Below are 21,882 nucleotides of genomic sequence, written 5' to 3'. Positions count from 1 at the left end.
TGCTTAAATGCCTCACCAAACATTTGCTTCTGCTTTGTGCAATAGGGACACCAGTAAGCCCCATACATTTTAGCACCAATTTTGTTCAAATGATCAGATAAAGAGGTGGCTGAAGGGGTAACTGGGAGTTCAGGAGCAGGGGATTCTAGGGTTAGTGTTGTCGGGGTAGGGGGTGAGGGTTCTCCTAAAGACGATTCGGCAGCTACTGTCAGTAGGGCAAGACTAGAAATCACCCAGACAGTCTTATTTAAATGACGGATAAATATCCATGGGAGTTTAATGCTAGGTTTTGCATTCATAGTTTGTAGGGTATATATTGGAATTATCCAGGGAATTAATCACTTCTTTACCGTTTTAACCTAATCTTATATGAAACTACCAAATCTTTATTAACGAGATCTAACGTCTCTAGTTTCTTTGCTTACCAGGCTGTCAGCAAATTATAGGGCTGATCATAGTAATGAGGTAAACAGGATTTTTTTCCACTTGCGAAGTTCTCTACTCCCTACTCCCTACTCCCTACTCTCTACTCCCTCCCTAAAACCTAGGACAAGGTACCTCAACCAATTCAAAACTGATAAGCGTGTTTCTAAATCAGATGTAAACCTAGGAGGTCTTTTTTTATTATCCAATAAAACTCCAGTCTAGCATGCATGCCTCTTGCCTTTTGCCTTTTAAAGCAATACCTGTGTTTACAACCCAGATAAAAACGGGCTTATCACATTGCCATACCTCTGAAGCTGAACGCGCACGCGTGCGCGTAGCGCATATGCTTACTTTTCTGGAATTAACCTCAGCATCAGTGAATTATATAATAACTAATCATCACTCTTTTTCATAAACAGGCAACTATGGTCAAACGTTTGCTTACCAAAGACATGCTCGACTTTGACGCTCCAGATCAAGTCAAGGAAGTTATCCAACCTGAAGGGCGTCCACCGGAAACAGACCCTACTCTGGGTATCCGTCCGGAATTAAGTAGTGAAGTCAACCAACAGCCAGGCACTCCCCGACATCGACTGGTCACGATTGGTGATTCCCTCAGCCAGGGCGTCCAGAATGGAGCAATTTTTAAAACTGATCTGTCCTATCCCATGATGATTGCTCAAGAAATGGGTTGGGAAGAACACCTGCGTCGTCCCAGCCAATATGGTGAATTTGGTGGATTGCCCCTGAATCTGGAGTATTTAGTTAGGCGGTTAGAGGCACAGTTTGGTGACCAGATACAGTGGTGGGAATTAGGACCGGCTCTGTTTTCAATCCGCGCATGGATGGATGACATAGAAGATTATTGGGAACGGGGTCCTGGTTGGCAAGGGGGCGTTGGCTCTACTGTTGCTATGGACAAAGGGATTAACCATAATCTTGCTATTTATGGGTGGAATCTCACAGACATTATCTCTAATGATGCAGATACTCTCAGAAACGCAATCCAGGCACCAACGGATGATCTATTGCGGCAAATCGTTGAGAATGCTAACGAACATGGGGCATTGAGGGTTTTGGACTCCGCACGGGATTCAGAGGGTAAAGCACTGACCCCAGTCCAAGCTGCGGTAGCACTAGGGCAAGAAGGAAGTTTAGAAAACGGTCAGGGAGATGGTATTGAAACCCTCATGGTCATGATTGGGGCGAATAATGCCATGGGCAGCATTGCTCAACTACAGGTCAGATGGAGTTGCGATCGCGATTGAACGCACCCCAGCCCAATCAGCGACCTACGGTCTGGTGTCCGGAAGATTTCAAAGCTGAATTGGATCAAGTAGTGGAGCAAATCAAGCAAATTAAAGCTCGCCATGTCATTTGGGCTACAGTTCCCCATGTCACCATTGCGCCCATTGGTCGTGGAGTAGGACATAAGATGGCTACTGGCTCGCGATACTTCCCCTACTACACCCGTCCTTGGATTAGCGACGAAGATTTCGACCCCAACCGTGACCCGCACATTACCGCACAACAAGCCCGAGCAATTGATAGCGTCATTGACCAGTACAACGAATATATTGCTGATGCTGTACGTCAGGCTCGAAAAGAAGGTCGAGATTGGTATTTATTTGAATTAGCAGGATTACTGGATTGCTTAGCTTATCGACGTTATATTGAAGACCCCGACGCCAGACCAGATTGGTGGACTCCCTATCAGCTACCACCCGAACTGGAAGCTCTTTCACCAGTACCGGATACTCGCTTTTTTAGATCCGATGCTACTGGTCGCACCAGCGGTGGTTTCTTCACCCTAGATGGCATTCACCCCACTACCATTGGCTACGGTATCGTTGCTCAAGAATTGATCACCATTATGCAGCAACAAGCTGGTGTCAAGTTTTATCGCAAAGACGGTCCCACAGAGCGTCATGATCCAGTCAAGATCAATTTCCAGCGCCTGATTGCTCTAGATACCTTGATTTCCGACCCACCGAAATCTTTATCGAGTAGTCTGAAATGGCTCGATTGGCTCGATCAGAACTTGCAGATTTTCCAGCGCTTACTGAGAAAGAGTAATTGAAAACTGAAGAATTAAGAATGAAGAATGCAGAATGAATAAATTCTAAGTTCTAAATTATAAATTATTCATTCAACTAGGGATTAAACTAGTGATTAATTTCAAGGCGAATAATTTAGCAATCTATCCAATTGATGGGTTGAATCAATACTTAGGGTGAAGTTGCTAAGATTCCTTAAAAATATCTAAGTATGGAGCGTAAGCAAAAGCGCGATTACGTTTTTGCCCGGTAATTTCTTCTAAAAGACCAACATCACACAGATCATTCACTAATTTGTTGGCATTAGGATATGTGCGTTTAATAATTTCTTGAACCTGTTCAACAGTGATAATTGGTCTAAAATAAAGGCTATCTAGCAGTACTATAGCCTGTCCGGCTCGATTACCCATGGTATTGAGGAGTAGTTGATGATGTTCTTCCTTCATGGTGACTATGTTGCGGGCAGTAGCGGACGCTTCTTGAGCGACTTCGTAAACACCACGCAGAAAGAACTTTAGCCAGCCTTCCCAATTGCCACTATCTCTGACAGCTTGAAGTCGGTCATAGTATTCAGAGCGATATTTCTTGAAATAGTAAGAGAGATATAAAAGTGGGCGCTTGAGTATATTCTGCTCACATAGAAGAAATGTAATTAGTAGACGCCCCGTTCTGCCATTGCCATCAAGAAAAGGGTGAACTGTCTCGAACTGAGCATGAGCCAATCCAATTTTGAGCAAAGCGGGCATTGGTTTTGAATCATACAAAAACTTTTCTAGATTATCTAAAGCTTGTGCCATTTCATGGGGTGGAGGTGGAACGTAAGTAGCGTCTTTGAGGGAACATCCTTTAGAACCAATCCAATTCTGGGTACGACGAAACTCACCTGGAGCTCGCTCAGAACCTCGCACTCCTTGCATTAACTTCTGGTGTATTTCCCGAATCAGGCGCAAACACACAGGTAAATCCTTCAAGCGCTCAAGACCGTGGTTAATAGCAGCGATATAGTTAACCACCTCAGCCACTTCTTGAGGATTATCTGGTTCGAGTGTTTGGAATTCAAATTCCAGAACATCTATCAAAGATGCCTGTGTTCCCTCAATCTGACTCGACAAAACCGCTTCTTTGCGAACATACATAAACACAAATAGGTCAGGGTTAGGCAGAGCATCTGTTGATCCATCTAGCCTACCCAGTGCACGATCCGCCTGAGATAGAAGCTGCCACATCTCGTCATCCATAATGATGTCAGGCACAGGCGGCAACAGATTCGGTATGAAAGCTTTATATCCACTAAGCTGATCCACATACTGACCTGCTCTGTTAGCGCTAACCATTATTATCAGTTTCGTTAATACTGAATAACTTTCAGCTCTATATTAACGAAAAGCATGGCTTTTCGTTAATAAGCGTATAAATCAAAATTTCTATGATATAATTACCAGATCGAAAAAATCCACTCAAGGGATCCAGTACTATGCTAAAGGTCAGCTTCAGGGTAACTCAGATTTCGATAAACTGAATAAAAAATGCACTTGAGGCGATTATGACCCAAAACAATCGCTCCCCATGGGATGCTGGCAGATTCATACAAACCCTAAGCTACTTTGAGGTTATCCCTTTCCTGAGCTGCCTACAGCGATTATTCACAGGTCGTGCCAATAATCAAAAATCGAGCCAAGGTAAAGACAAAGATATGGGAGTAATACTGGTAGCTGGGGCAACTGGCGGTGTAGGTAAGCGAGTGGTTCGCCGTCTGCTTGAGCAGAATTATCCTGTACGTGCCCTAGTTATAAATGCCGAGAAAGCTAGGGAAATCCTTGGGGATAACCTGGAACTATTTGAGGCAGATATCACTAATCCAGACACCTTGACTCCAGCACTGTACAAGAACATTACTGCTGTAGTGTGTTGTACGGGAGCGCAGGTGCAATCCATAGAAGGAGACACCCCGAACCAGGAAAAATACGATCAGGGCATCAAGTTCTATAGGCCAGAAGTGGTCGATAGCCCTGAACTAGTGGAGTATCAGGGTATCAAGAACTTAGTACAAGCCGCAGCCGAGTCTCTCGAACCAGGCAAACAACTCCTATTTGACTTCCAAAACCCTTCCGATGACTTACAAGAAACCTGGGGTGCTGTGGATGATGTAGTAATGGGTGGTGTCAGCGAGAGTTCAATTCGCCTCATCGACAAGGCTGCCCTGTTTACTGGCAATGTCTCAACGGCAAATTCTGGGGGCTTTGTGTCAGTACGCACCCGCAATCTCCCAACTCCCCTCAACTTAGCTGAGTACGAAGGACTAGAACTGCGAGTTAAAGGGGATGGTCAACGGTATAAATTTATATTGCGTAATGAATCGAAATGGGATGGAATTGCCTACTGCTATTCCTTCGACACCCAGAAAGATCAGTGGATGAATGTTTCGATTCCCTTTGCTGATTTGATTCCGGTATTTCGAGCCAAAACCTTGAAAGATGCTGCTCCCTTCAACCCCAGTCGCATCTGTGCTATACAGCTAATGCTGAGTAAATTTGAATATGATGGCGCGCTCAACCCAAAATTTGCTCCAGGTTCTTTTGTCCTACAGCTGGAAACTATTAAAGCCTATGGGGGTATCACCAAGCCCCAATTCATTATGATTAGCTCAGCCGGGGTAACTCGTCCAGGTCGTCCAGGAATTAACCTCGAGGAAGAACCACCAGCGGTACGAATGAACGACCAACTGGGGGGAATTCTAACCTGGAAACTCCGGGGAGAAGAAGCCGTTCGCGACAGTGGTGTTTCCTATACCATCATCAGACCTTGTGCTTTGACAGAAGAGCCGGGAGGTCAAGCCTTAGTGTTTGCTCAAGGAGACAATATCCGAGGTAAAGTAAGTCGGGAAGATATTGCTGAACTTTGTGTTCAGGTACTAGAGCAACCCAAGGCTTGTAATGTCACCTTTGAAGTCAAAGAAGCAACTGATGGTTTGCGAGACTGGCAAACTCTCTTTTGCGATATCAATACCGACAGCAATTAAGTATAAGGAAATTCGAATTGAGAATTAAGAATTAAGAATTAAGAATTAATTCTTCCTAACTTGCCAGACGCTCCGATGCTTGAGATTTCATCAGGGTAACCAACTCTTGAAGTCCTCTTTTGACATGCCGCGTCACTGTCATCGGACTCACTCCAATTCGTTTAGCTGCCTCCTTGCGGGGGAGTTCTCGTAAGAAAACAAACTCTATAGCTGCCTGAGTTTTATCTTCTAGCTGACTCAAGGCACCGTGGAGCTGTTGTCGGTCTTCTTCCCAATAGTGTAAATTTTCTTCATAGTAATCCGGTAGAGTCTCTCCTAAAGTCATGGGTTGATCGACCTTCTGAGAAACCGTGGCATCCAAACTTAAAGGCAAACGATTTTGAACTGCCAACTTACTTTCCTGCCACTCTTGCAGTGATACATCCAAAGCCTTAGCAATTTCTTCATCTCTGGGGAAGCGTCCCAAGTTAGTTGCTAAGTTTTTGCTGACTCTTTTCCCTGCCTGCTGCAGTTCCTGCCATCGGCGAGGAATCTTGACCAGAGAACCCCTGTCGCGCAAGAAATGTAGCATCTCACCGCGAATGTAAGGCACTGCTAAGGAACTGAATGCACAACCTTGATGGGGGTCGAACCGCTCAATAGCACGAATCAAGCCGATGTAACCCATTTGCTCGAGGTCTTCATAAGGTTCAGCACACTTCTGGCTGACTATATGAGCAATCTTCCTCACTAACCCAGCATTTAATCTTACTATCTGATTGCGAAGTTGAATTGATGGATTTCGGTAGTACGCAATCAGAAGTTCCATTCCTTGAAAACCAACAGACCCAATAGCCATTCTCAAAATATCCCAGAAGTGGAAACCTATTTACGACACGAGGCTTAGCCTAAGCAATTAATCTTCTTCAACTCATTGTCTGTAGAGATTATCTTTGCTACTATGGTCTTTTTACTGAAAAAACAAACTACCGTTTTTGTTTTCTCTGTACAATCACGCAAATTTAAACGCCAAGGCCAAGATAGTGATAAATTCCTATACCGTCTTCAATTTGGTATAATATATAACCTAATGACGCGCAAGTGGCAACTAGCAAAAAGTGGCAACTAGCAAAAAGTGGCAACTAGTACTCTGTCAATTTAGTTTTGAGGGTTAGGGCAAGGTTAATGGTATTAGATATTAGGTATTAGGTGTTAGGTATTAGGTGTTAGGTATTAGGTGTTAGGTAAGCATTCAGCTATCAGCTATCAGCTATCAGCTATCAGCTATCAGCTATCAGCTATCAGACCAATTAAAGTAGGGTGGGCAAAGTAGTATAATCTCGAATACTCAAAACAAGCAAACTGTTTTTGCCCACCCTACAAGCTATCAGACCAATTAAAGTAGGGTGGGCAAAGTAGTATAATCTCGAATACTCAAAAGAACCAAACTGTTTTTGCCCACCCGACAAGCTGCTATCAGCACCTCAAGTATCAGCCATTCGCGTAGCGTGGCCAAGGCTGACGGCTGACCGCTGACCGCTGACCGCTGACGGCTGAATGCTTACGCTATCTTTGAATAAAATAAGCACCTCAAGTAGCGTGAGCTTTTACCTCACGGCTGACCGCTGACGGCTGAATGCTTACGCTGTTAGGTATTAGGTATTCGGAAAAAGTATAGTTTACCCCTCAATTAAATTTGGACGGAGTACTAGGCAAGTCGGTTTTCCGTCCTGCCACAAGATTGCGGATATGGTTCAAAATAGGAGTAGTTATCAATCAATCCTGATACTTTATCCAGAAAATTCTTGACTAAAATCTCATGAGTAGTACCAGTAACTTTCGTCAAGCAATTCGTGAATCTCAAGGTCGAGCCCTAGTTGGTCCGAATGTTATTGCTAACGCCCTGCCCTTCCTGGGTGGTGGACTAGTCTTAACTGCACTAGGTGTCTATGGTGGTCTGGGAGTGATTTCAAGCAACCCAGGGCTATTTATGACCACCATCTGGCTTGCCCTAATTGCCGAACTTATTCTTTTCTTCGTTGCCCGTGGTGTGGCTGAGAACGGAAACAACACTGTAGCTTTGCCTCTTCTAGCTACTTACAGTCTCTTGTCCGGCTACACCCTCAGTGGCTTAATATTCGTTGCCCTAGGAACAGGGGGTGTGGGCATGCAAGGCATTGCCATTGCTGCCTTTGGCTGTGGTGTTGCCTTTATGGCTGGCCGTCAAATTGGCTCTAATCTCTCAGAGGAAGATGGCTTTGCTTTAGCCAAAACCGTCCAGATGGGTATGATTGCCTTGCTGGTGGTCTTGGTGGCTCAGCTAGTTTTATCCTTCTTTGGTGTATACACACCCAGCTTTCTAGAAATTGCTATCTCTGGCATCGGTGTGGTTATTTTTGCGGGTGCGGCTGTAGTGGATTTCTTCATCCTGCCTCGCGCCTATCGTGATGACCAGTATCTACCTGCTGCCCTGTCAATGTACTTGACCTATATTAACTTGTTCGTGTTCATTTTGCGGCTGCTGATTGCTCTTAATGGTCGCGACTAAGACAGTGCTAGACGATAGAACCTGATCGGGGACGGTAATGCTGTACCCCGATTTTTTTCTATACACCTATTAAATAGGAAAAAAACCCTGAAACTCTTTTACCTTCTGCCTTCTGCCTTGCTGCTGTGCAATTTAAATGCACAACAGCTTAGACGTCATATAGAAGCCATAAACCCGAACAGAGGCTGAAATACAGCATCATGGCCAGTAAATTTGATTTGTGCCCCTATTGCTGCCTACAGGCCAGCAATAGGGGCAAGTCCTGTTCTGAAGCGGTTTTGTGATAGTACGGAAATGTTGCTGAACTCCGAATCCCTAAGGAAATGGCAATATCAAAAGTGAGCGCTATTTATGGTAAAGTTTATGATAAAGTTTGAAATCGATATGTTATAGAAAAGAAGCAAGGTATTGTGTAGTATTAAGCGTGATTATTGGAGTAAATCAAATCGATTTTTATATCAATGAATATTGGGTTTTTATTAACAGTTTAAAAACTTATACTCGATTAATTTAAAACGTTTTGGGGGAATTTGATTCAATGTTCAATTACGTTTTAACATTGGGATTTGACATGGCGATCGCATCGAGTAAATTATCCTTAGACTATGTCCAATTCCGGGAAGCATTCAGCCTACCGCTGTCAGCTATCATGCTTAAAATATAGCAATTATCATAGTCATGAGGTACTTTCGTTCTGGCTTTTAGGGAGCAGGGACTGAGGCCGTGGGCCAAGCGGGGCGCGTTCGGAGCAGGGAGCAGGTAAGAGGCAAGAGGTAAAAAATCCTGTGTACCTCATAGCTAGAAGAAACGCTATAAAAATAAAACGGGATAATTTAAGAGTTCGTTGGAGATTAATGATAATTGAAATTATGGGGAAAAGCCCATCAGCAAAATACTAGTAATTCCTAGCAGCTTTCCGTAACTCAGATTAAACTTTTGCTTACCTGTTGTATTGATGCAAAGCGCGAGTGGGGGAAACCCCCAATACCGCTTAGGTGCGCTTGACCCGTAATTAAATTCGCCACGGGTCGCACCTCTGCATCGCTTATTCAAAAGCTGTTCCCAAAGCGTGGCCATAGCCCATAAGCACCTCAAGTAGCACCATCCGTAGCCCATAGGCTGATAGCTGAATGCTTACCAATTACGTTTGGACATTGGAATTTTACCAGGAGATTTGACATGGCGATCGCATCGGGGTAATTATCGGTAGACTATAGTTAAAATGTAAAATTAACAATATACCCTGGTGGTGTTATAATAGTTTTGTAAAGGATTGAAGCATTATGGAAACCTTAGAGCAGAAACGGGCAGTCGAAATCTTGTCGGAGCGCCTGGGTAAAACCCAGGACTATCTTTGACATTGCTGCTGTGAAAGCCAAAATCCAAGATTTAGAGCAGCTGGCAGCTCAACCGGATTTTTGGGATGACCAAAACTTTGCTCAACAAACCCTTCAACAACTCAACGACCTAAAATCTAACCTCCAACGGTATAAACAGTGGCAATCTAGTTTAGAAGACACTAAAGCGATCTTGGAGTTGCTAGAACTAGAAACCGATGACGCACTGCTTGCAGAAGCTCAAACCAACTTGACTCAGCTGAATAAAGAACTGGATCGCTGGGAGTTGGAACAGCTGTTATCTGGTACCTACGACGCTAAAGGTGCTGTCCTCACCATCAATGCGGGGGCTGGTGGAACTGATGCCCAAGATTGGGCTGACCTATTACTTCGCATGTACACCCGTTGGGCAGAGAACCATGGTTATAAAGTCCACCTAGCAGAACTTTCCCCAGGAGATGAAGCTGGAATTAAGTCTGCCACTCTGGAAATTGACGGACTCCGCGCCTATGGTTACCTGAAAGCCGAGAAAGGTACTCATCGACTGGTTAGGATTTCCCCGTTTAATGCTAACGGTAAGCGACAGACTAGTTTTGCTGGAGTAGAAGTGATGCCTGCGGTGGATAATACCGTTGAGCTGGAAATCCCCGAGAAGGATTTAGAAATTACCACCTCCCGTGCTGGTGGTAAGGGAGGGCAAAACGTCAATAAGGTAGAAACTGCAGTGCGGATTGTCCATATTCCTACCGGCCTGGCTGTGCGCTGTACTCAGGAGCGTTCTCAATTGCAAAACAAAGAAAAAGCCTTAGTACTGCTGAAAGCTAAGTTGCTGGTGATTGCTGAGGAGCAACGAGCTCAAGAAATTGCCGAAATTCGAGGGGACATGGTGGAAGCGGCTTGGGGAAACCAAATTCGAAATTATGTGTTTCATCCTTACCAGATGGTGAAAGACCTGCGCACTAGTGTGGAAACTACAGCAGTTAATGATGTCCTTGATGGTAATATTGACTTATTCATTGAAGCCTATCTCCGTCAAGAAAATCAGTTAACTAACTAATAAGTAATGATTGGTAATTAGTGATTTCAAAGTTGCTTGATTATTACTCATCAATATCAATAGTAAGTGGTCAAGTTTCAAGTAAGCAGGACTCAGGCAAAATTCGGCAACAAACGCGCCTTTCTGTAGGGTGTGTTAATAAGGAACCCTACACATAGATTTTCTGGGTAAGTCCTGGTAAAAATTGTTAAGTCTGTTGTTACATTAAAATCAGCAAAGAAATTCTGACGTAGACTACCTGTGTTCCATGAGCAACCCACCTTCACCGACCCAACAGCCAGAACAATGTCTGGATACAACTACAGCCCCAGCCGATAGCGGTTCAAGTGAACCTAAGCCTAGTTACACCAAGTTAGCCATGCGCAATATGGTGCGTAAGGGAGGTAAATCTCTGAGACACTTTTTCCTAACCGTTTCTGGTTTATTGGCCTTACTGGTGGGTCTTGCCTACCTAACCCGTTAGGTAAAGAGTTTTTAAGTACATTAAACTTAGTTTTGACAGCTATATCGAATCATAGAGCAAGAGTAAGGGAGTCCTAGTGCCAGGTTTAAGGAAGCCATGACCTAGCCCATTCGCTAGGTCATGGGATTAGGTCACTCTACTGGTAGCCAAGCCTTTTGGAGTTTTTGAGGTGTGAATTTTGAATTGAGTGTACAGGATTGTTTCTTTAATCGCTCCCATTCCACTGAAACCATTACTAACCAATTCAGCAGCCCAATTTCCCTCCACACTTGGGAAAGCTGGTTTCACCAATGGCTAGGAAGTCTCGAAACAGATTTACCGGAGGCGAAGAGCTACGAATTGAGTCTTCGCCTTACCGACAATAGTGAAATTCAAGCACTTAATTCCCAGTACCGAAAAAAAAATCAGCCTACAGATGTACTTGCTTTTGCAGCTTTAGAGGTAAACTCACCTAAGTTATCACCCCAAAAGCAACTATCGGTGCCTCTATACTTGGGTGATATCGTGATTTCGGTAGATACTGCTGTTCAACAGGCTAAACAGCATAAGCATTCTCTATCCACGGAACTAGCCTGGCTGGCAACCCATGGTTTACTTCACCTTCTAGGATGGGATCATCCGGATGAGGAAAGTCTAGTGAGAATGCTGGATCAGCAGGAGACTCTACTTCAGAGCGTAGGTCTTTCTAATGATTCCTAGAAGTCTGCTGTGCTTTTCAGTATATCCCTAAAGGTTAATCCTTCTACCCCATATGGGAAAGATTAAGGTATACCCAAAACCTATACCTGCACCAATAAATGGTGTTACCAAAGGCCGAATCTTATTAAACTCAGTTTTTCGTGTCTAATACCTTGCCGATGACTCAAGAGCTATCTATACCAGTACCCCAATACTCTGACTCCAAAGTCAAACCTCACCGAGATTTGGCTTGGCGAATTGCTCCCACATTAATGATTAGTTTCAAATATGCCTGGGCTGGGGTTCGCTATGCCTTTGTCACCCAACGTAACTTCCGCATCCATACAGCCATTGGCATTCTAGCGATTACCTTGGGCATTTTTTTACAAATACCCCTCGTAGAACTGGCTGTGATTGGACTAACCACTGGGCTAGTCATGGCTATGGAGATGTTAAATACAGCTATTGAATCGGTCGTAGATCTAACAGTTAAACAATCATACCATGAACTGGCTAAAATTGCTAAAGATTGTGCGGCTGGTGCAGTGCTGATCTCAGCGATAACTGCTATTTTTGTAGCCGGTTCCCTGCTACTGCCACCCCTAATCATTAGAATTGAGTCAGTTTTGGGCTAAACACCCGATTAGACTTAGGATGTGCGACTATTACGATGAAAGTATATGACTGGATTGTCGTTGGTGGTGGCATTACTGGAGCAGCACTCGGGTACGAATTGTCTCGCCAGGGTTTGAGTGTTCTGATTTTGGAGCAACATCCTACCCTAGAGGGAGCAACTCGCTATAGCTATGGTAGTCTTGGCTATTGGTCAGGAACATCAAGGTTAACTCGAGTGCTATGTCAGGAAGCTAGAGCAATTTATCAAACTTTATCTGAGGAATTAGAAACAGATACCCAGTTCCGGGAATTAGACTTATTGCTGACCATTGACCTCAACGATGACTATGAGCAATTGGCAGTAGATTATGCCCGTTGTGCTACTCCCCCAAGTTGGTTGAGTGTGGAGGACGCTTGTGCCCTCGAACCATTACTCAATCGAAATGCGATCGCAGGAGCTTTTACTGTCCGTCACGGGCATATCCATCCGGGAAAGACTACCCAAGGTTACCTAAAAGCTTTCAGCCGTTGTGGGGGAGAAATCCAAATTGATCGTGTGGTGGAACTGGTAAGGAGTTCAGATACTATCAAGGCAGTCAAAACAGTAGCAGCAACCTACCACACGGCTAACACGGTTGTCTGTGCTGGTGGACTCAGTCGCACCTTACTGAAAGCTTCCGGAATTCCTGTATACTTGTATTTCACTCATGAGGAGATGATTGAAACTCCCAGAGTTGACATCCAGCTGCAGACAATGGTTATTCCAGCAAATACGAAACGGTTTCAACTGGAACAGCAAGCCAGTAATAAGTCAGTTGAACACTTGTGGGATAAGCCTGGTCATGAGGTAATACGACCCATTCTTGATGCAGGTGCAGTGCAGTTTTTAGATGGCAGTTTACGGATGGGTCAGCTGAGCCGTGTGCTGACAGACCCCTACGCGACTATAGCGCCAGAGAAAGGAGAATCGGAAATTCGTACTCAAGTGGGCAAAATTCTACCAGCTCTTGAGAAATTACCAGGAACCTGGCATCATTGTTTAGTAGCATTCAGCAACACTGGTCTGCCAGTGGTTGGTTCCGTCAGTGGTGTGGAAGGAGTTTATATATTTTCTGGTTTTACTAACCCCCTGGTATGTGTGCCACCCCTAGCCAAGCGCTTTGCTAATTGGGTGGTTGGACAAGAGGAGGATGAAATAATAGCCGAGATGTCCCCCGCCAATTAACAAAGTATTGTGTTAAGTTAAGCTAGGTTAAACCTTTTTAAGAGTCTGTTGGTAATCGACCCATAGTATCAGTCAAAGTGCAAGTACAGTGGCTCCATCATCGCTCAAGCGCTTTGGTAGGGGCGACTCTGTCAAAGTTATGGAACATAGGTAGGGTCCAAGGTTGGATTAGACTGTACTAAGTTGGGTTAATGGTCACAGGCAGATACACATTTAACCTGCATAATAATTTAAGCAACGGATTTTGTGTTGACACCAGAGTAATCTTCACTGTCAAGGGTTAACGGTCAACAGTGAACAATCAGCAAGTTAAATGTTAATTAAGATAAAGAACGGTGGAAGCGACGGTGTACCCCTTAGCTGGTGAGGGAAGCTAAGGAATTAGCTCGTCCTAACCAGCGAGTTATTAGCCTAGACTAGTTATGAACCTACAGGTGATGGCAATCCCCTCCCCTCAACCCAATTGGCTGTAATAGGGGTCTTCTGCCAAGAACTAATGACAATACTGGAATTACAGTTAAGGGATTATGACAAAAACTCGCTCTAAGTGGCAGCTTGTGGTGGTAGGGATTTTGCTACTGCTGACTCTTCAGTATGTACTGTGGCGATCGCTGTTTACCCTCAATCTGGATACCGTGGTCAATGGCGTCTTTAGCTTGGGGTTATTACTAGCGGAAATACTGAGGCTAGCTGGTAGCACCATTCAGCTGTTTTTCTTGTCCCAGATAAAAGATAGAAGTCAGGAAGCTGATTGGGGTGAATTATCGGTTATTAGTGGTCGTTTTACCCCTTCTGTTGATATCCTGATTCCTACGTATAATGAACATCTCTCTATTCTACGGCGAACAATTATTGGTTGTCAAGCTTTAGACTATACAAGAAAAACGATCTATCTTCTGGATGATACTAGACGTCCTGAGATGAAAAGACTTGCAGCTGAGCTAGGCTGCGAGTATATTACGCGACCAAATAATCTTAATGCCAAAGCAGGTAATTTAAACAATGCCCTTCCTCAAACCTCTGGGGATTTAATTGCTGTATTTGATGCTGATTTTATTCCTACTAGGAACTTCCTCAAGCGGACTGTGGGTTTCTTTAAGGATAAGGAAGTCGCTCTAGTTCAGACTCCCCAAAGCTACTATAATCCGGATCCGGTTGCCTATAATTTAGGTTTAGAAAACATTCTGACGGCAGAAGAAGAATTATTTTATCGACACATTCAACCAATTCGGGATAGCGCAAATAGTATTGTGTGTTGTGGCACGTCTTTTGTGGTCAGGCGCAGCGCACTCTTAAGTATTGGTGGCTTTTTTACCGATTCCATCGCTGAAGATTACTATACTGGCGTTTGTTTATCGGCTCTTGGCTATAAGTTAATTTATCTTGATGAAAAATTAAGTGCTGGCTTGGCAGCAGAGAATATAGCAAGTCATGTATCTCAGCGGCTAAGATGGGCACAAGGTACCTTACAGGGACTTTTCCTAGAAGCAAATCCATTAAGAATTCCTGGACTTACTAATCTCCAAAGACTGGTTCATTTAGATGGGTTACTTTATTGGTTTACTAGCTGGTCACGAATTTATTTTCTAATTGTTCCCATAGCATATGCATTTTTCGGGATTATTCCCTTTAAAGCAACAGCTACTGAAGTCTTGTGTTTTTTAGTTCCTTTATATTTGCTACAGTTTGCTGTATTCTCGTGGATAAACTGCCGCTCTCGCTCCGCTTTCATGTCAGATATTTATTCAGTAGTGTCATGTTTCCCCATTGGATTAACGGTGTTGCAGACAATGCTGAATCCTTTTTCGAGAGGATTTAAAGTAACCCCGAAAGGAATATCTCGGGAGAGTTTTAATTACAACTGGCAGTTAGCATCGCCGCTGATTATTGTATTCGTTGCTACAGCAATTAGTTTTGGGTTTAATCTGACCGAATTATTGATACCAGCCAGCAGTTTGCCATCCCAAGAAACAGCCCAACTTACCCAAGGCATCAGCTTAGCTTGGATTTGGAGTGGCTACAATCTCCTGGTGCTGAGTATCGCCTTACTAATCCTTCTGGATTCTCCTAATCCCAATACTGACGAATGGTTTGACTTACGTAAAGTGGTGCGAATAAATATAGGAGGTCAAACCTATTGGGGCATCACTAAGTGGATTTCCCAAGTAGGTGCTCAAATCAAGCTGACTGAGAAGCTATCTATCTCCCTTAAAGACAATATCAAAGTAAGTCTGAAAATAATGGGGGAGAACTTGCGACTACAAGGAAAGATTACTCACACAGACCTCACGAGTGAAAGCCCCACTTTCCAAATAGGATTTAATCAGCAGATGAGTTTACCCCAGACACGGTGTTTAATTGAAATGCTGTTTTGTGGTGTGGGTCAGTGGAAACGTTGTGATACCCCTGGAGAATTCAGCTTGCTGTGGCTTTTATTAAAAAGTTTGCTCCAGCCCAGATTTGTGTTTAACCGTAATCCAAACCTCAGCACAATTAGCTCCGCTGAGGTACCAAGCTCTACCCTTACCAAACTCAATGATGGGATTGCTGTGGTAGCACCAGCACCAAAGGCGATGGCAACTGTTGCTGATTTCCAAGAAGACAATAGCTCCCAACCTCTGCTCACACCTATTTCATTAGTGGCTCAGCCTAGGGTAAAAGCTCCTAGTGTTCCTCAAAGAGTCGGTGAAGAAGTGGCGATCAAGGTCGCAATACCAATGAATCCAGAACTAAACTCCCAGGTGGAGGCGAGCGCTCATTGGGAAGCCGAAGGTGAAACTGTTGTGATTAAAGTAGCGATACCCAATGAACTCATCGAGAACTAAATTGCCAGCTAAATGGGATTGACCTTGGCCTTTAGGCCATGCTAAGCGAATGGTCACGCGGGGCGCGATGCTCGGTACGAGCCGCTACGCGATCGCTAATTAAAAAACGACTCAAGAGCAGCTATGCTAGCAAAAAAGTTCATTGAGCCAAAGGCGATCTAAAGGGATGACTCCTACCCATTTATTAATTTTTGCTGGTTCCGGTTTATTAGCAGGTATTCTTGCCGGATTTCTCGGCATTGGTGGCGGTGTAGTGCTCGTCCCCTTGTTAGTGGCATTAGGATATCAACCAGTTCAAGCAGCGGCTACCAGTAGTCTGTCGATTGTGATTACGGCTAGCTCTGGTACATTGCAAAACTGGCGGATGGGCTACTTTGATCTAAAAAGTGTAATTGGCATCGGATTTCCGGCTCTAATCACAGCACAAATTGGTGCCTATCTAGCCGACCTCTTCCCTCCTTACTTGTTACTGGTAGCCTTTGGGATACTGCTACTGGTGACGATATATCTGATCCAACTACGCAAACAGCTTAAGTCTAGAGCGCAACAGGAATCTCAAAGAGCACCAAACAACAGACGTTCTTCAAACTCTCCCATCAAAGCTACTGTAGCCAGGATCGCGACAGGTGGTTTAGCTGGCTTATTAGCTGGTCTATTTGGTATTGGTGGGGGAACAATTATGGTTCCACTCCAAATGTTGCTCCTAGGAGAACCAATTAAAACTGCCATTCAGACAAGTCTAGGGGTAATCGTCATTACAGCAGTTTCAGCCTCTGCAGGACATGCCTTACAAGGAAATGTCTTATGGATTGAGGGACTGCTGCTGGGTATAGGAGGCTTTTTGGGAGCGCAAATTAGTACTCGCTTTCTGCCAAAGTTACCAGACCAACTGGTGAGCAATGGATTTCGCACGCTGTTATTTTCCCTATCAATTTATATGTTTTGGCAGGCATGGCAGAGTTACGGTGGTTGAGATTGTGTATCTACTTGATGAGACTTCGCCGCAGTAGTTGGGAATAGGGAACTTCGGATATCGGAACAGAACTATAAATACATATCAAGTAGGGACGTATGGCGTGCGCCCCTACAGGTTGAGTCACTCCCTAAGTCCTGTTATAGTTTCTTAATAATCAATAACGTTTGTGTCGTAACTCAGCTTTAGGTGAAACCGCCAGCCCAGATATATCGCCCCGGCTGGACTCGTTTCCAACCTTTAGATTCACATCCTTTAGTTAAGGTGTTACTAATGGATTTACGAGCTACATTTTTCTTCTTAGGATCCAAACCATTAGGATAAAGCACGTCCAAAACATCTGCAGCACTCATGATCTGTGGATAGTGTTCTCTTAACACAGAAGCCACTAGCTCATATAAGGTCATATACTTTAATTGGTCTAACTTAGGTAGCGGAGAAGGCCGACGAGCTTTGTTCTTGGCAGGTTTTCTCTGAGGTTTATTGGTAGAAACTAAATCGGGCAAATCTTGAAGAGAAAAGGTGTAGCAACCTGGAGAGTCAGGGACAGAGTGCCATAACCCCTGGCTCTCTCCTTTCAACAAGATGGATTTGACCAGAGAAGTTTTCGAGGCAATATCGTCTTTGCCCAACTCTCCAAACAGCTCCCTGATCAGGTAATCAACGTGGAGGATCGTACCCCTGTGAGTTTCCAGAAGTCGGTCAATGGCTTCTGTAATCCTCTGCTCCTGGTAATCGAGTTGTTGTTTGAGTGCTAATGTTGACTCATCTAATTCAGTTTCAGTGGAGAAGTCTGCGGGCAATTCAGGTAGTGGCGTGGTGAGGTAGTATTTCTCCTGCTGGTTGTGGTTGCGATTTCCAGGAGGCAGGAACTTGTTGGAGTTATTTTCTGGTAAAGCTAATGCATTGGTATTCAGCAAAGCTTTAGCATGGCTAAGCTGTTCTCTTGCAACTGTGGCAGCTTGTTCATGATACTCTACCATTTGTCGGTAGTAATCAACCAAATCTTCTAACATCTTGTGACTTTGCGATGGTAGCGATGGCTGTGATGGAACATAAGACATCTACTTTCTTCCCCCAGATTCGTTAGCGTGTTGATAGCGAAGACACTTTCTGGCTACTCCTTTGCAGCGATTTCCATACTTGGGACAACAGGTAGCATAAGTCTCCCTCTCTGCAGGCGTATTGCAGTAGTGGCAAATGAACTTGTAAACCCGTGTATGGATAGTACGCCTGTGGGCTCTTACTTTGTATTCTCGAACAAAAACTTGTTTACTGGGCATGATTGTTTATATACTTTACTCCTTAAACATTAGCAATGGGTTCCTGATAAGTGAAAGGAAGCGAATTAACACTGCTTGTGTGTTCTTTTTTGAACTCTCCCTCGCGTCAAGCACGGGGGATTCTACGCAGAAGGCGATGGCGGATGAAACTGGAAGCCTCAACCATAATCTTCGATTTGGTTGTAGGTACTTCACATAACTGCCATAGCAACGGGAGGAGGAGTAATACCTTTGACTCCAATTTGATCTAACATCCTCACACAATAACTGCCAGCTGTACAATAGGGAACTCCGGCCAGATTCCTCTGGAAAAACAGCAGCTGATTGTATCGATTCTGATTGACTCTCTGACCCAATGCTCACAACACTCCATCGCGGCTACTCACATCTGTCGATACCAAGTCATTTTCCCTAAGTAGAAGGTAATGGTCGATAAGCTAAATCCCAATCGGTGTCTAGTGATCTCCTATTCCATATCCAGTCTAGGTTTGACCTTAACCAGGGTGCCATTCTCCCGCTTGTTAATTGAATTGTGTGATCAACAATTGCCTGTTTGGTCTCCATCGCCTTTTCTTTCACCTCTTCTGGCACCTTCTCGCCAAATTTCCCTTAATTATTCCCTAAATTCTTTCAATATAGAATGTCTGGTTGCTCAAATCCCAGAGTATAGACTTTTTTTCCCTCCCTTTTGGTAATGGGTCATGAGTAATGGTCCTAGGATTACCGATTACCCCGAGCCAATGACCCGACAATCGAATGTGGCATCCCTTTTCAAGAAAGGGTATCAGAACCTGTGCCCAACCTCTGGCTGCCCCTTGCCTGTTCCCTCAGAGCACACAACCTCCTTCGCTTTCGCGTCCTACCGCGCACCGGAGCCGCGCTTCGCGTCTATGGGTCGCAAGCGGTTTATCAAAAAATGGCTAAGCTGTTAGGCATTAAAAATGCCTAACAGCTTACGATACTAGGATTCATATCCACGCTTAATGCTGATAGATTAATGCTTATTTTAAAGACTTTATTTTCGTCAATAACTCGTTTTTTATTATAGTTTTATTTTGCCGTTTTATCCATGTAATTCATCCTTCCTTTTCCTTGGTTTTTAAATAAACGCTCTAAATGGGTTTTAATTACTTGGTTAATTCCGTCGATATTTTTGGTAGTTTTTTTTTCTTCTTTTTTGGGATATTGAAGTTTATTTTTGTCGAGTTTGATTACCAATTCTAAAGCTTCTTTGTGTTGATTAATTTCTTCTACAACTATTTTTCGTTCCTGTTCAGCCTCTGTTCTTGCTGCTTGAGTCTCTTCTCTTAACTTAAGTTGTTCGGTATCCTTATACAAGGGGGTAGGGTTAATCCCATATACCATTAGGATTTGAAGATTTTTTCTGGCGGTCATGAATTTTTTGCTAGCGGCTACTATGCCTCTACTTAGACAAAAAGAAGCTGTGGAAAAAATTATGGCTACAACAAAAGCAATAACCGGTATTAACTGATCTACTGCTCCGGATTCGTTGCTGACTAATACGGCTTGGAAATTCAAAAATATATCTCCTAAGAGCACCAGCCAAATTATAGATAATCCATTAGTTAATGGTAAAGGTATCTTAATTTTTTTGCTAATAATTCCAGACCCATCTACTATGGAGGTTATGGGTAAAGCACCTGTTACCAATAAACTGAGTAAATTCTTAGTCTCAATTCCAAATATTTTATCACCCTTTGACAGAGCAAGTCTTTCCCCAAACGAGTAATCTAATAGAGCAAACTGTCCAAAACTAGAAATGATTAAAAGTGCTAAAAATATCAAAATTATTAAGACTTGAAGTCTTTTTTCTCTGCGATACCAATCTTCAAGCTTTTCTCGATATTCCGGCTTTTCAATATAGTTTTCAGACTTGGTAGTTGCTGGTTCAAATTCAGTCATATCTCATCACATCAGTTGATTAAGTAGAGTAGTGTCTAGGTCTGGTTAGTTTACTCTTTTCCGGTGAAGCATTTGGAGCCTAGCGCTACGCGCAAGTCAGAAGTTAGAAGTCAGAAGTCAAAAGTAAGCTAGGACTAGGTTTCGGAGTTTAGAAATGTTAAACATCTGAATGCGTAGTGCTATAGCTTTGGTTTTACCTATAATTTGTCGTCCAAATCCCCAAACTCATACTAGTCCTAAACGTTATAATTTTTTTAAATCCTCCGGTATTTCGCAATAGGTATACTCTGAACTAGGAGTATATTTTTTGAGGTATTCTCCATCCAGTATTGACTCAAAATAATTATTAAGATGTATTCCGCCAATATCATCTATCTGGTTTAATTCTTTTTGAATTTCATGTTTAACAGTTTTTCCATCACGAAATGCATTACTGGCTTGAATGCTTCTCCTATCCTTTTGTCTTAATATTTCTTTTAAATTGGGATAATTTTTGAGTTTTAAATAATAAATTCCTTCAAATAAGTCCCAGGTGTAAACTTGAAGGTCAACATTGGGTTGAGCATCTTTGATTTCAAAGGGCAAAGAAACTATAAAAATAACACTTTTAATTTTAGGGTCACGAATTTGGAGATTTCTCTCCAGACTTAAATTTAAAACTTGTTGCTCATCTTCCCTAGACCATTTCCAAGCTAAGCAACTAGCTTTTTTATAAACCCATCCGTCGTTATGGTTATCAATACGTCTGATATAAAAACTTTTAGCTTGATGAGAAAATGTTAATAATGTTACAATCTTGGGAGTATATCTATGATTCAGTAAACTCTTGGTATCTGGAATTTCTTGTCTTGAGTTTACAGGAATTCTCAAGACAAGCTTTTGAGGTGAGCATTCTTGATTGCCAAAAATCTCGTTATAGATAGGCTCATTAGACTGCACACTTATACTTCGAGCTTCTTCAGTTTGAATGTGACAGGGACTAATTTGAGTGGTACAGGAGTGTAGCCCGATACTATTGAAGATAAGAGTGACAAGAATTCCTAGATAGCGGTGCGACCCCGGCGAGGTTCCTTCGCCATGGGAACGCGCACCAAGACATCGGAAGAGTTTATTCATGCAAAACTGTATCATGAAATGACTTGAAAGATGCTGTACGCTAGCACTTTCCAGTTGAGCGTTCATGCCTACAGGATTACCTAAGGAATCTTTTGCCGACCTGGGACGATCTATGATGGAAAGGATATGCGATCGCGTTAGATGCATCTCACTAATGATCTTCTAAGGTCACCGCAGACTTCCGGATTGTTGGCAAAATTAGCATGTTTGTCGTTTTTCCAACTCCTCTAGTAGCCCTTAAAGCTCCTTAATTTCTACTTGCGCTTCTGCCTTCCGATTCCGGGCTGATTAAATCAGTCGGTCAATAATTCCCCGAGCATTTGGTCTGGGCAACTAGATGAGAGTCGTCTTGACTTCT

19 protein-coding genes and 1 pseudogene are annotated in these 21,882 nt (G+C 43.4%); 13 read left to right on the top strand and 7 right to left on the bottom strand.

From position 1 onward, the window contains the following. A pseudogene (locus tag F6K57_RS24940) lies at window positions 1-299 on the bottom strand (hypothetical protein); the annotation flags it as partial. Window positions 300-417: 118 nt separating this feature from the next. Here F6K57_RS24940 and F6K57_RS24935 point away from each other — a divergent pair. From F6K57_RS24935 to F6K57_RS24925, 3 genes are all read left to right on the top strand, one after another. After that, on the top strand, window positions 418-648 hold the full coding sequence (locus F6K57_RS24935) for a hypothetical protein (RefSeq protein ID WP_293071325.1): 231 nt from the start codon (window positions 418-420) through the stop codon (window positions 646-648). A 203-nt stretch (window positions 649-851) separates the two neighbouring features. Further along, window positions 852-1,694, top strand: a complete 843-nt coding sequence (locus F6K57_RS24930; protein WP_293071324.1) for a hypothetical protein — start codon at window positions 852-854, stop codon at window positions 1,692-1,694. Continuing rightward, complete coding sequence (locus F6K57_RS24925) at window positions 1,679-2,506, top strand: hypothetical protein (protein WP_293071323.1); 828 nt, start codon at window positions 1,679-1,681, stop codon at window positions 2,504-2,506. Before F6K57_RS24930 ends, F6K57_RS24925 begins: the two co-directional genes overlap by 16 nt. A 162-nt stretch (window positions 2,507-2,668) precedes the next feature. Here F6K57_RS24925 and F6K57_RS24920 read toward each other — a convergent pair whose 3' ends face one another. Further along, complete coding sequence (locus F6K57_RS24920) at window positions 2,669-3,817, bottom strand: Fic family protein (protein ID WP_293024859.1); 1,149 nt, start codon at window positions 3,815-3,817, stop codon at window positions 2,669-2,671. A gap of 209 nt (window positions 3,818-4,026) precedes the next feature. Between F6K57_RS24920 and F6K57_RS24915 the strand changes: the two genes are divergently transcribed. Next, complete coding sequence (locus tag F6K57_RS24915; protein WP_293024861.1) at window positions 4,027-5,502, top strand: CIA30 family protein; 1,476 nt, start codon at window positions 4,027-4,029, stop codon at window positions 5,500-5,502. A gap of 55 nt (window positions 5,503-5,557) precedes the next feature. On the opposite strand, the gene F6K57_RS24910 is transcribed toward F6K57_RS24915, so the two are convergent. Further along, complete coding sequence (locus tag F6K57_RS24910) at window positions 5,558-6,340, bottom strand: RNA polymerase sigma factor SigF (protein ID WP_293024862.1); 783 nt, start codon at window positions 6,338-6,340, stop codon at window positions 5,558-5,560. Window positions 6,341-7,300: 960 nt separating this feature from the next. On the opposite strand from F6K57_RS24910, the gene F6K57_RS24905 reads away from it, so the two are divergent. From F6K57_RS24905 to F6K57_RS24865, 9 genes are all read left to right on the top strand, one after another. Further along, window positions 7,301-8,029, top strand: a complete 729-nt coding sequence (locus F6K57_RS24905; RefSeq protein ID WP_293024864.1) for a Bax inhibitor-1 family protein — start codon at window positions 7,301-7,303, stop codon at window positions 8,027-8,029. Between the two features lie 538 nt (window positions 8,030-8,567). Beyond that, window positions 8,568-8,693 carry a hypothetical protein gene (locus F6K57_RS24900; RefSeq protein WP_293071322.1) on the top strand — a complete coding sequence of 42 codons (126 nt, stop codon included), beginning with the start codon at window positions 8,568-8,570 and terminating at the stop codon, window positions 8,691-8,693. A gap of 619 nt (window positions 8,694-9,312) precedes the next feature. Further along, window positions 9,313-10,423 (top strand): peptide chain release factor 2 gene (gene prfB / locus F6K57_RS24895; protein ID WP_293024866.1). Its coding sequence is split into 2 segments (ribosomal slippage): window positions 9,313-9,384 and window positions 9,386-10,423, totalling 1,110 coding nucleotides; the frame shifts between segments, so codons are not numbered across the junction. Between the two features lie 247 nt (window positions 10,424-10,670). After that, window positions 10,671-10,886, top strand: a complete 216-nt coding sequence (locus F6K57_RS24890) for a DUF3285 domain-containing protein (RefSeq protein WP_293024868.1) — start codon at window positions 10,671-10,673, stop codon at window positions 10,884-10,886. A 171-nt stretch (window positions 10,887-11,057) separates the two neighbouring features. Then, the gene (gene ybeY, locus F6K57_RS24885; RefSeq protein ID WP_293024870.1) at window positions 11,058-11,585 is read left to right on the top strand and encodes an rRNA maturation RNase YbeY; all 528 of its coding nucleotides are present in this window, start codon (window positions 11,058-11,060) and stop codon (window positions 11,583-11,585) included. A 158-nt stretch (window positions 11,586-11,743) separates the two neighbouring features. Next, on the top strand, window positions 11,744-12,199 hold the full coding sequence (locus tag F6K57_RS24880; RefSeq protein ID WP_293024889.1) for a diacylglycerol kinase family protein: 456 nt from the start codon (window positions 11,744-11,746) through the stop codon (window positions 12,197-12,199). A 35-nt stretch (window positions 12,200-12,234) separates the two neighbouring features. Beyond that, complete coding sequence (locus tag F6K57_RS24875) at window positions 12,235-13,404, top strand: FAD-binding oxidoreductase (protein ID WP_293071321.1); 1,170 nt, start codon at window positions 12,235-12,237, stop codon at window positions 13,402-13,404. 527 nt (window positions 13,405-13,931) lie between these two features. Continuing rightward, window positions 13,932-16,229, top strand: a complete 2,298-nt coding sequence (locus F6K57_RS24870) for a glycosyltransferase (protein ID WP_293071320.1) — start codon at window positions 13,932-13,934, stop codon at window positions 16,227-16,229. Between the two features lie 166 nt (window positions 16,230-16,395). Then, window positions 16,396-17,202 carry a sulfite exporter TauE/SafE family protein gene (locus F6K57_RS24865; protein ID WP_293064274.1) on the top strand — a complete coding sequence of 269 codons (807 nt, stop codon included), beginning with the start codon at window positions 16,396-16,398 and terminating at the stop codon, window positions 17,200-17,202. Window positions 17,203-17,387: 185 nt separating this feature from the next. Here F6K57_RS24865 and F6K57_RS24860 read toward each other — a convergent pair whose 3' ends face one another. From F6K57_RS24860 to F6K57_RS24845, 4 genes are all read right to left on the bottom strand, one after another. Next, entirely contained in the window at window positions 17,388-18,266 is an 879-nt protein-coding gene (locus tag F6K57_RS24860) for a hypothetical protein (RefSeq protein ID WP_293024880.1), read from the bottom strand. A 410-nt stretch (window positions 18,267-18,676) separates the two neighbouring features. Continuing rightward, a complete protein-coding gene (locus F6K57_RS24855) occupies window positions 18,677-18,841 on the bottom strand; it encodes a hypothetical protein (protein WP_293071319.1) in 165 nt (54 codons plus the stop codon). 694 nt (window positions 18,842-19,535) lie between these two features. Then, window positions 19,536-20,408, bottom strand: a complete 873-nt coding sequence (locus F6K57_RS24850) for a hypothetical protein (protein ID WP_293071318.1) — start codon at window positions 20,406-20,408, stop codon at window positions 19,536-19,538. Window positions 20,409-20,651: 243 nt separating this feature from the next. After that, window positions 20,652-21,347: a hypothetical protein gene (locus F6K57_RS24845; RefSeq protein WP_293024887.1), complete on the bottom strand. Its 696-nt coding sequence runs from the start codon at window positions 21,345-21,347 to the stop codon at window positions 20,652-20,654. Between the last annotated feature and the right edge of the window lie 535 nt (window positions 21,348-21,882).

The organism is Moorena sp. SIO4A5 (assembly GCF_010672005.1).
Classification (GTDB): domain Bacteria; phylum Cyanobacteriota; class Cyanobacteriia; order Cyanobacteriales; family Coleofasciculaceae; genus Moorena.
The sequence above is the reverse complement of the archived record's forward strand: the minus strand, read 5'-3'. Positions and strand labels throughout refer to the sequence as shown.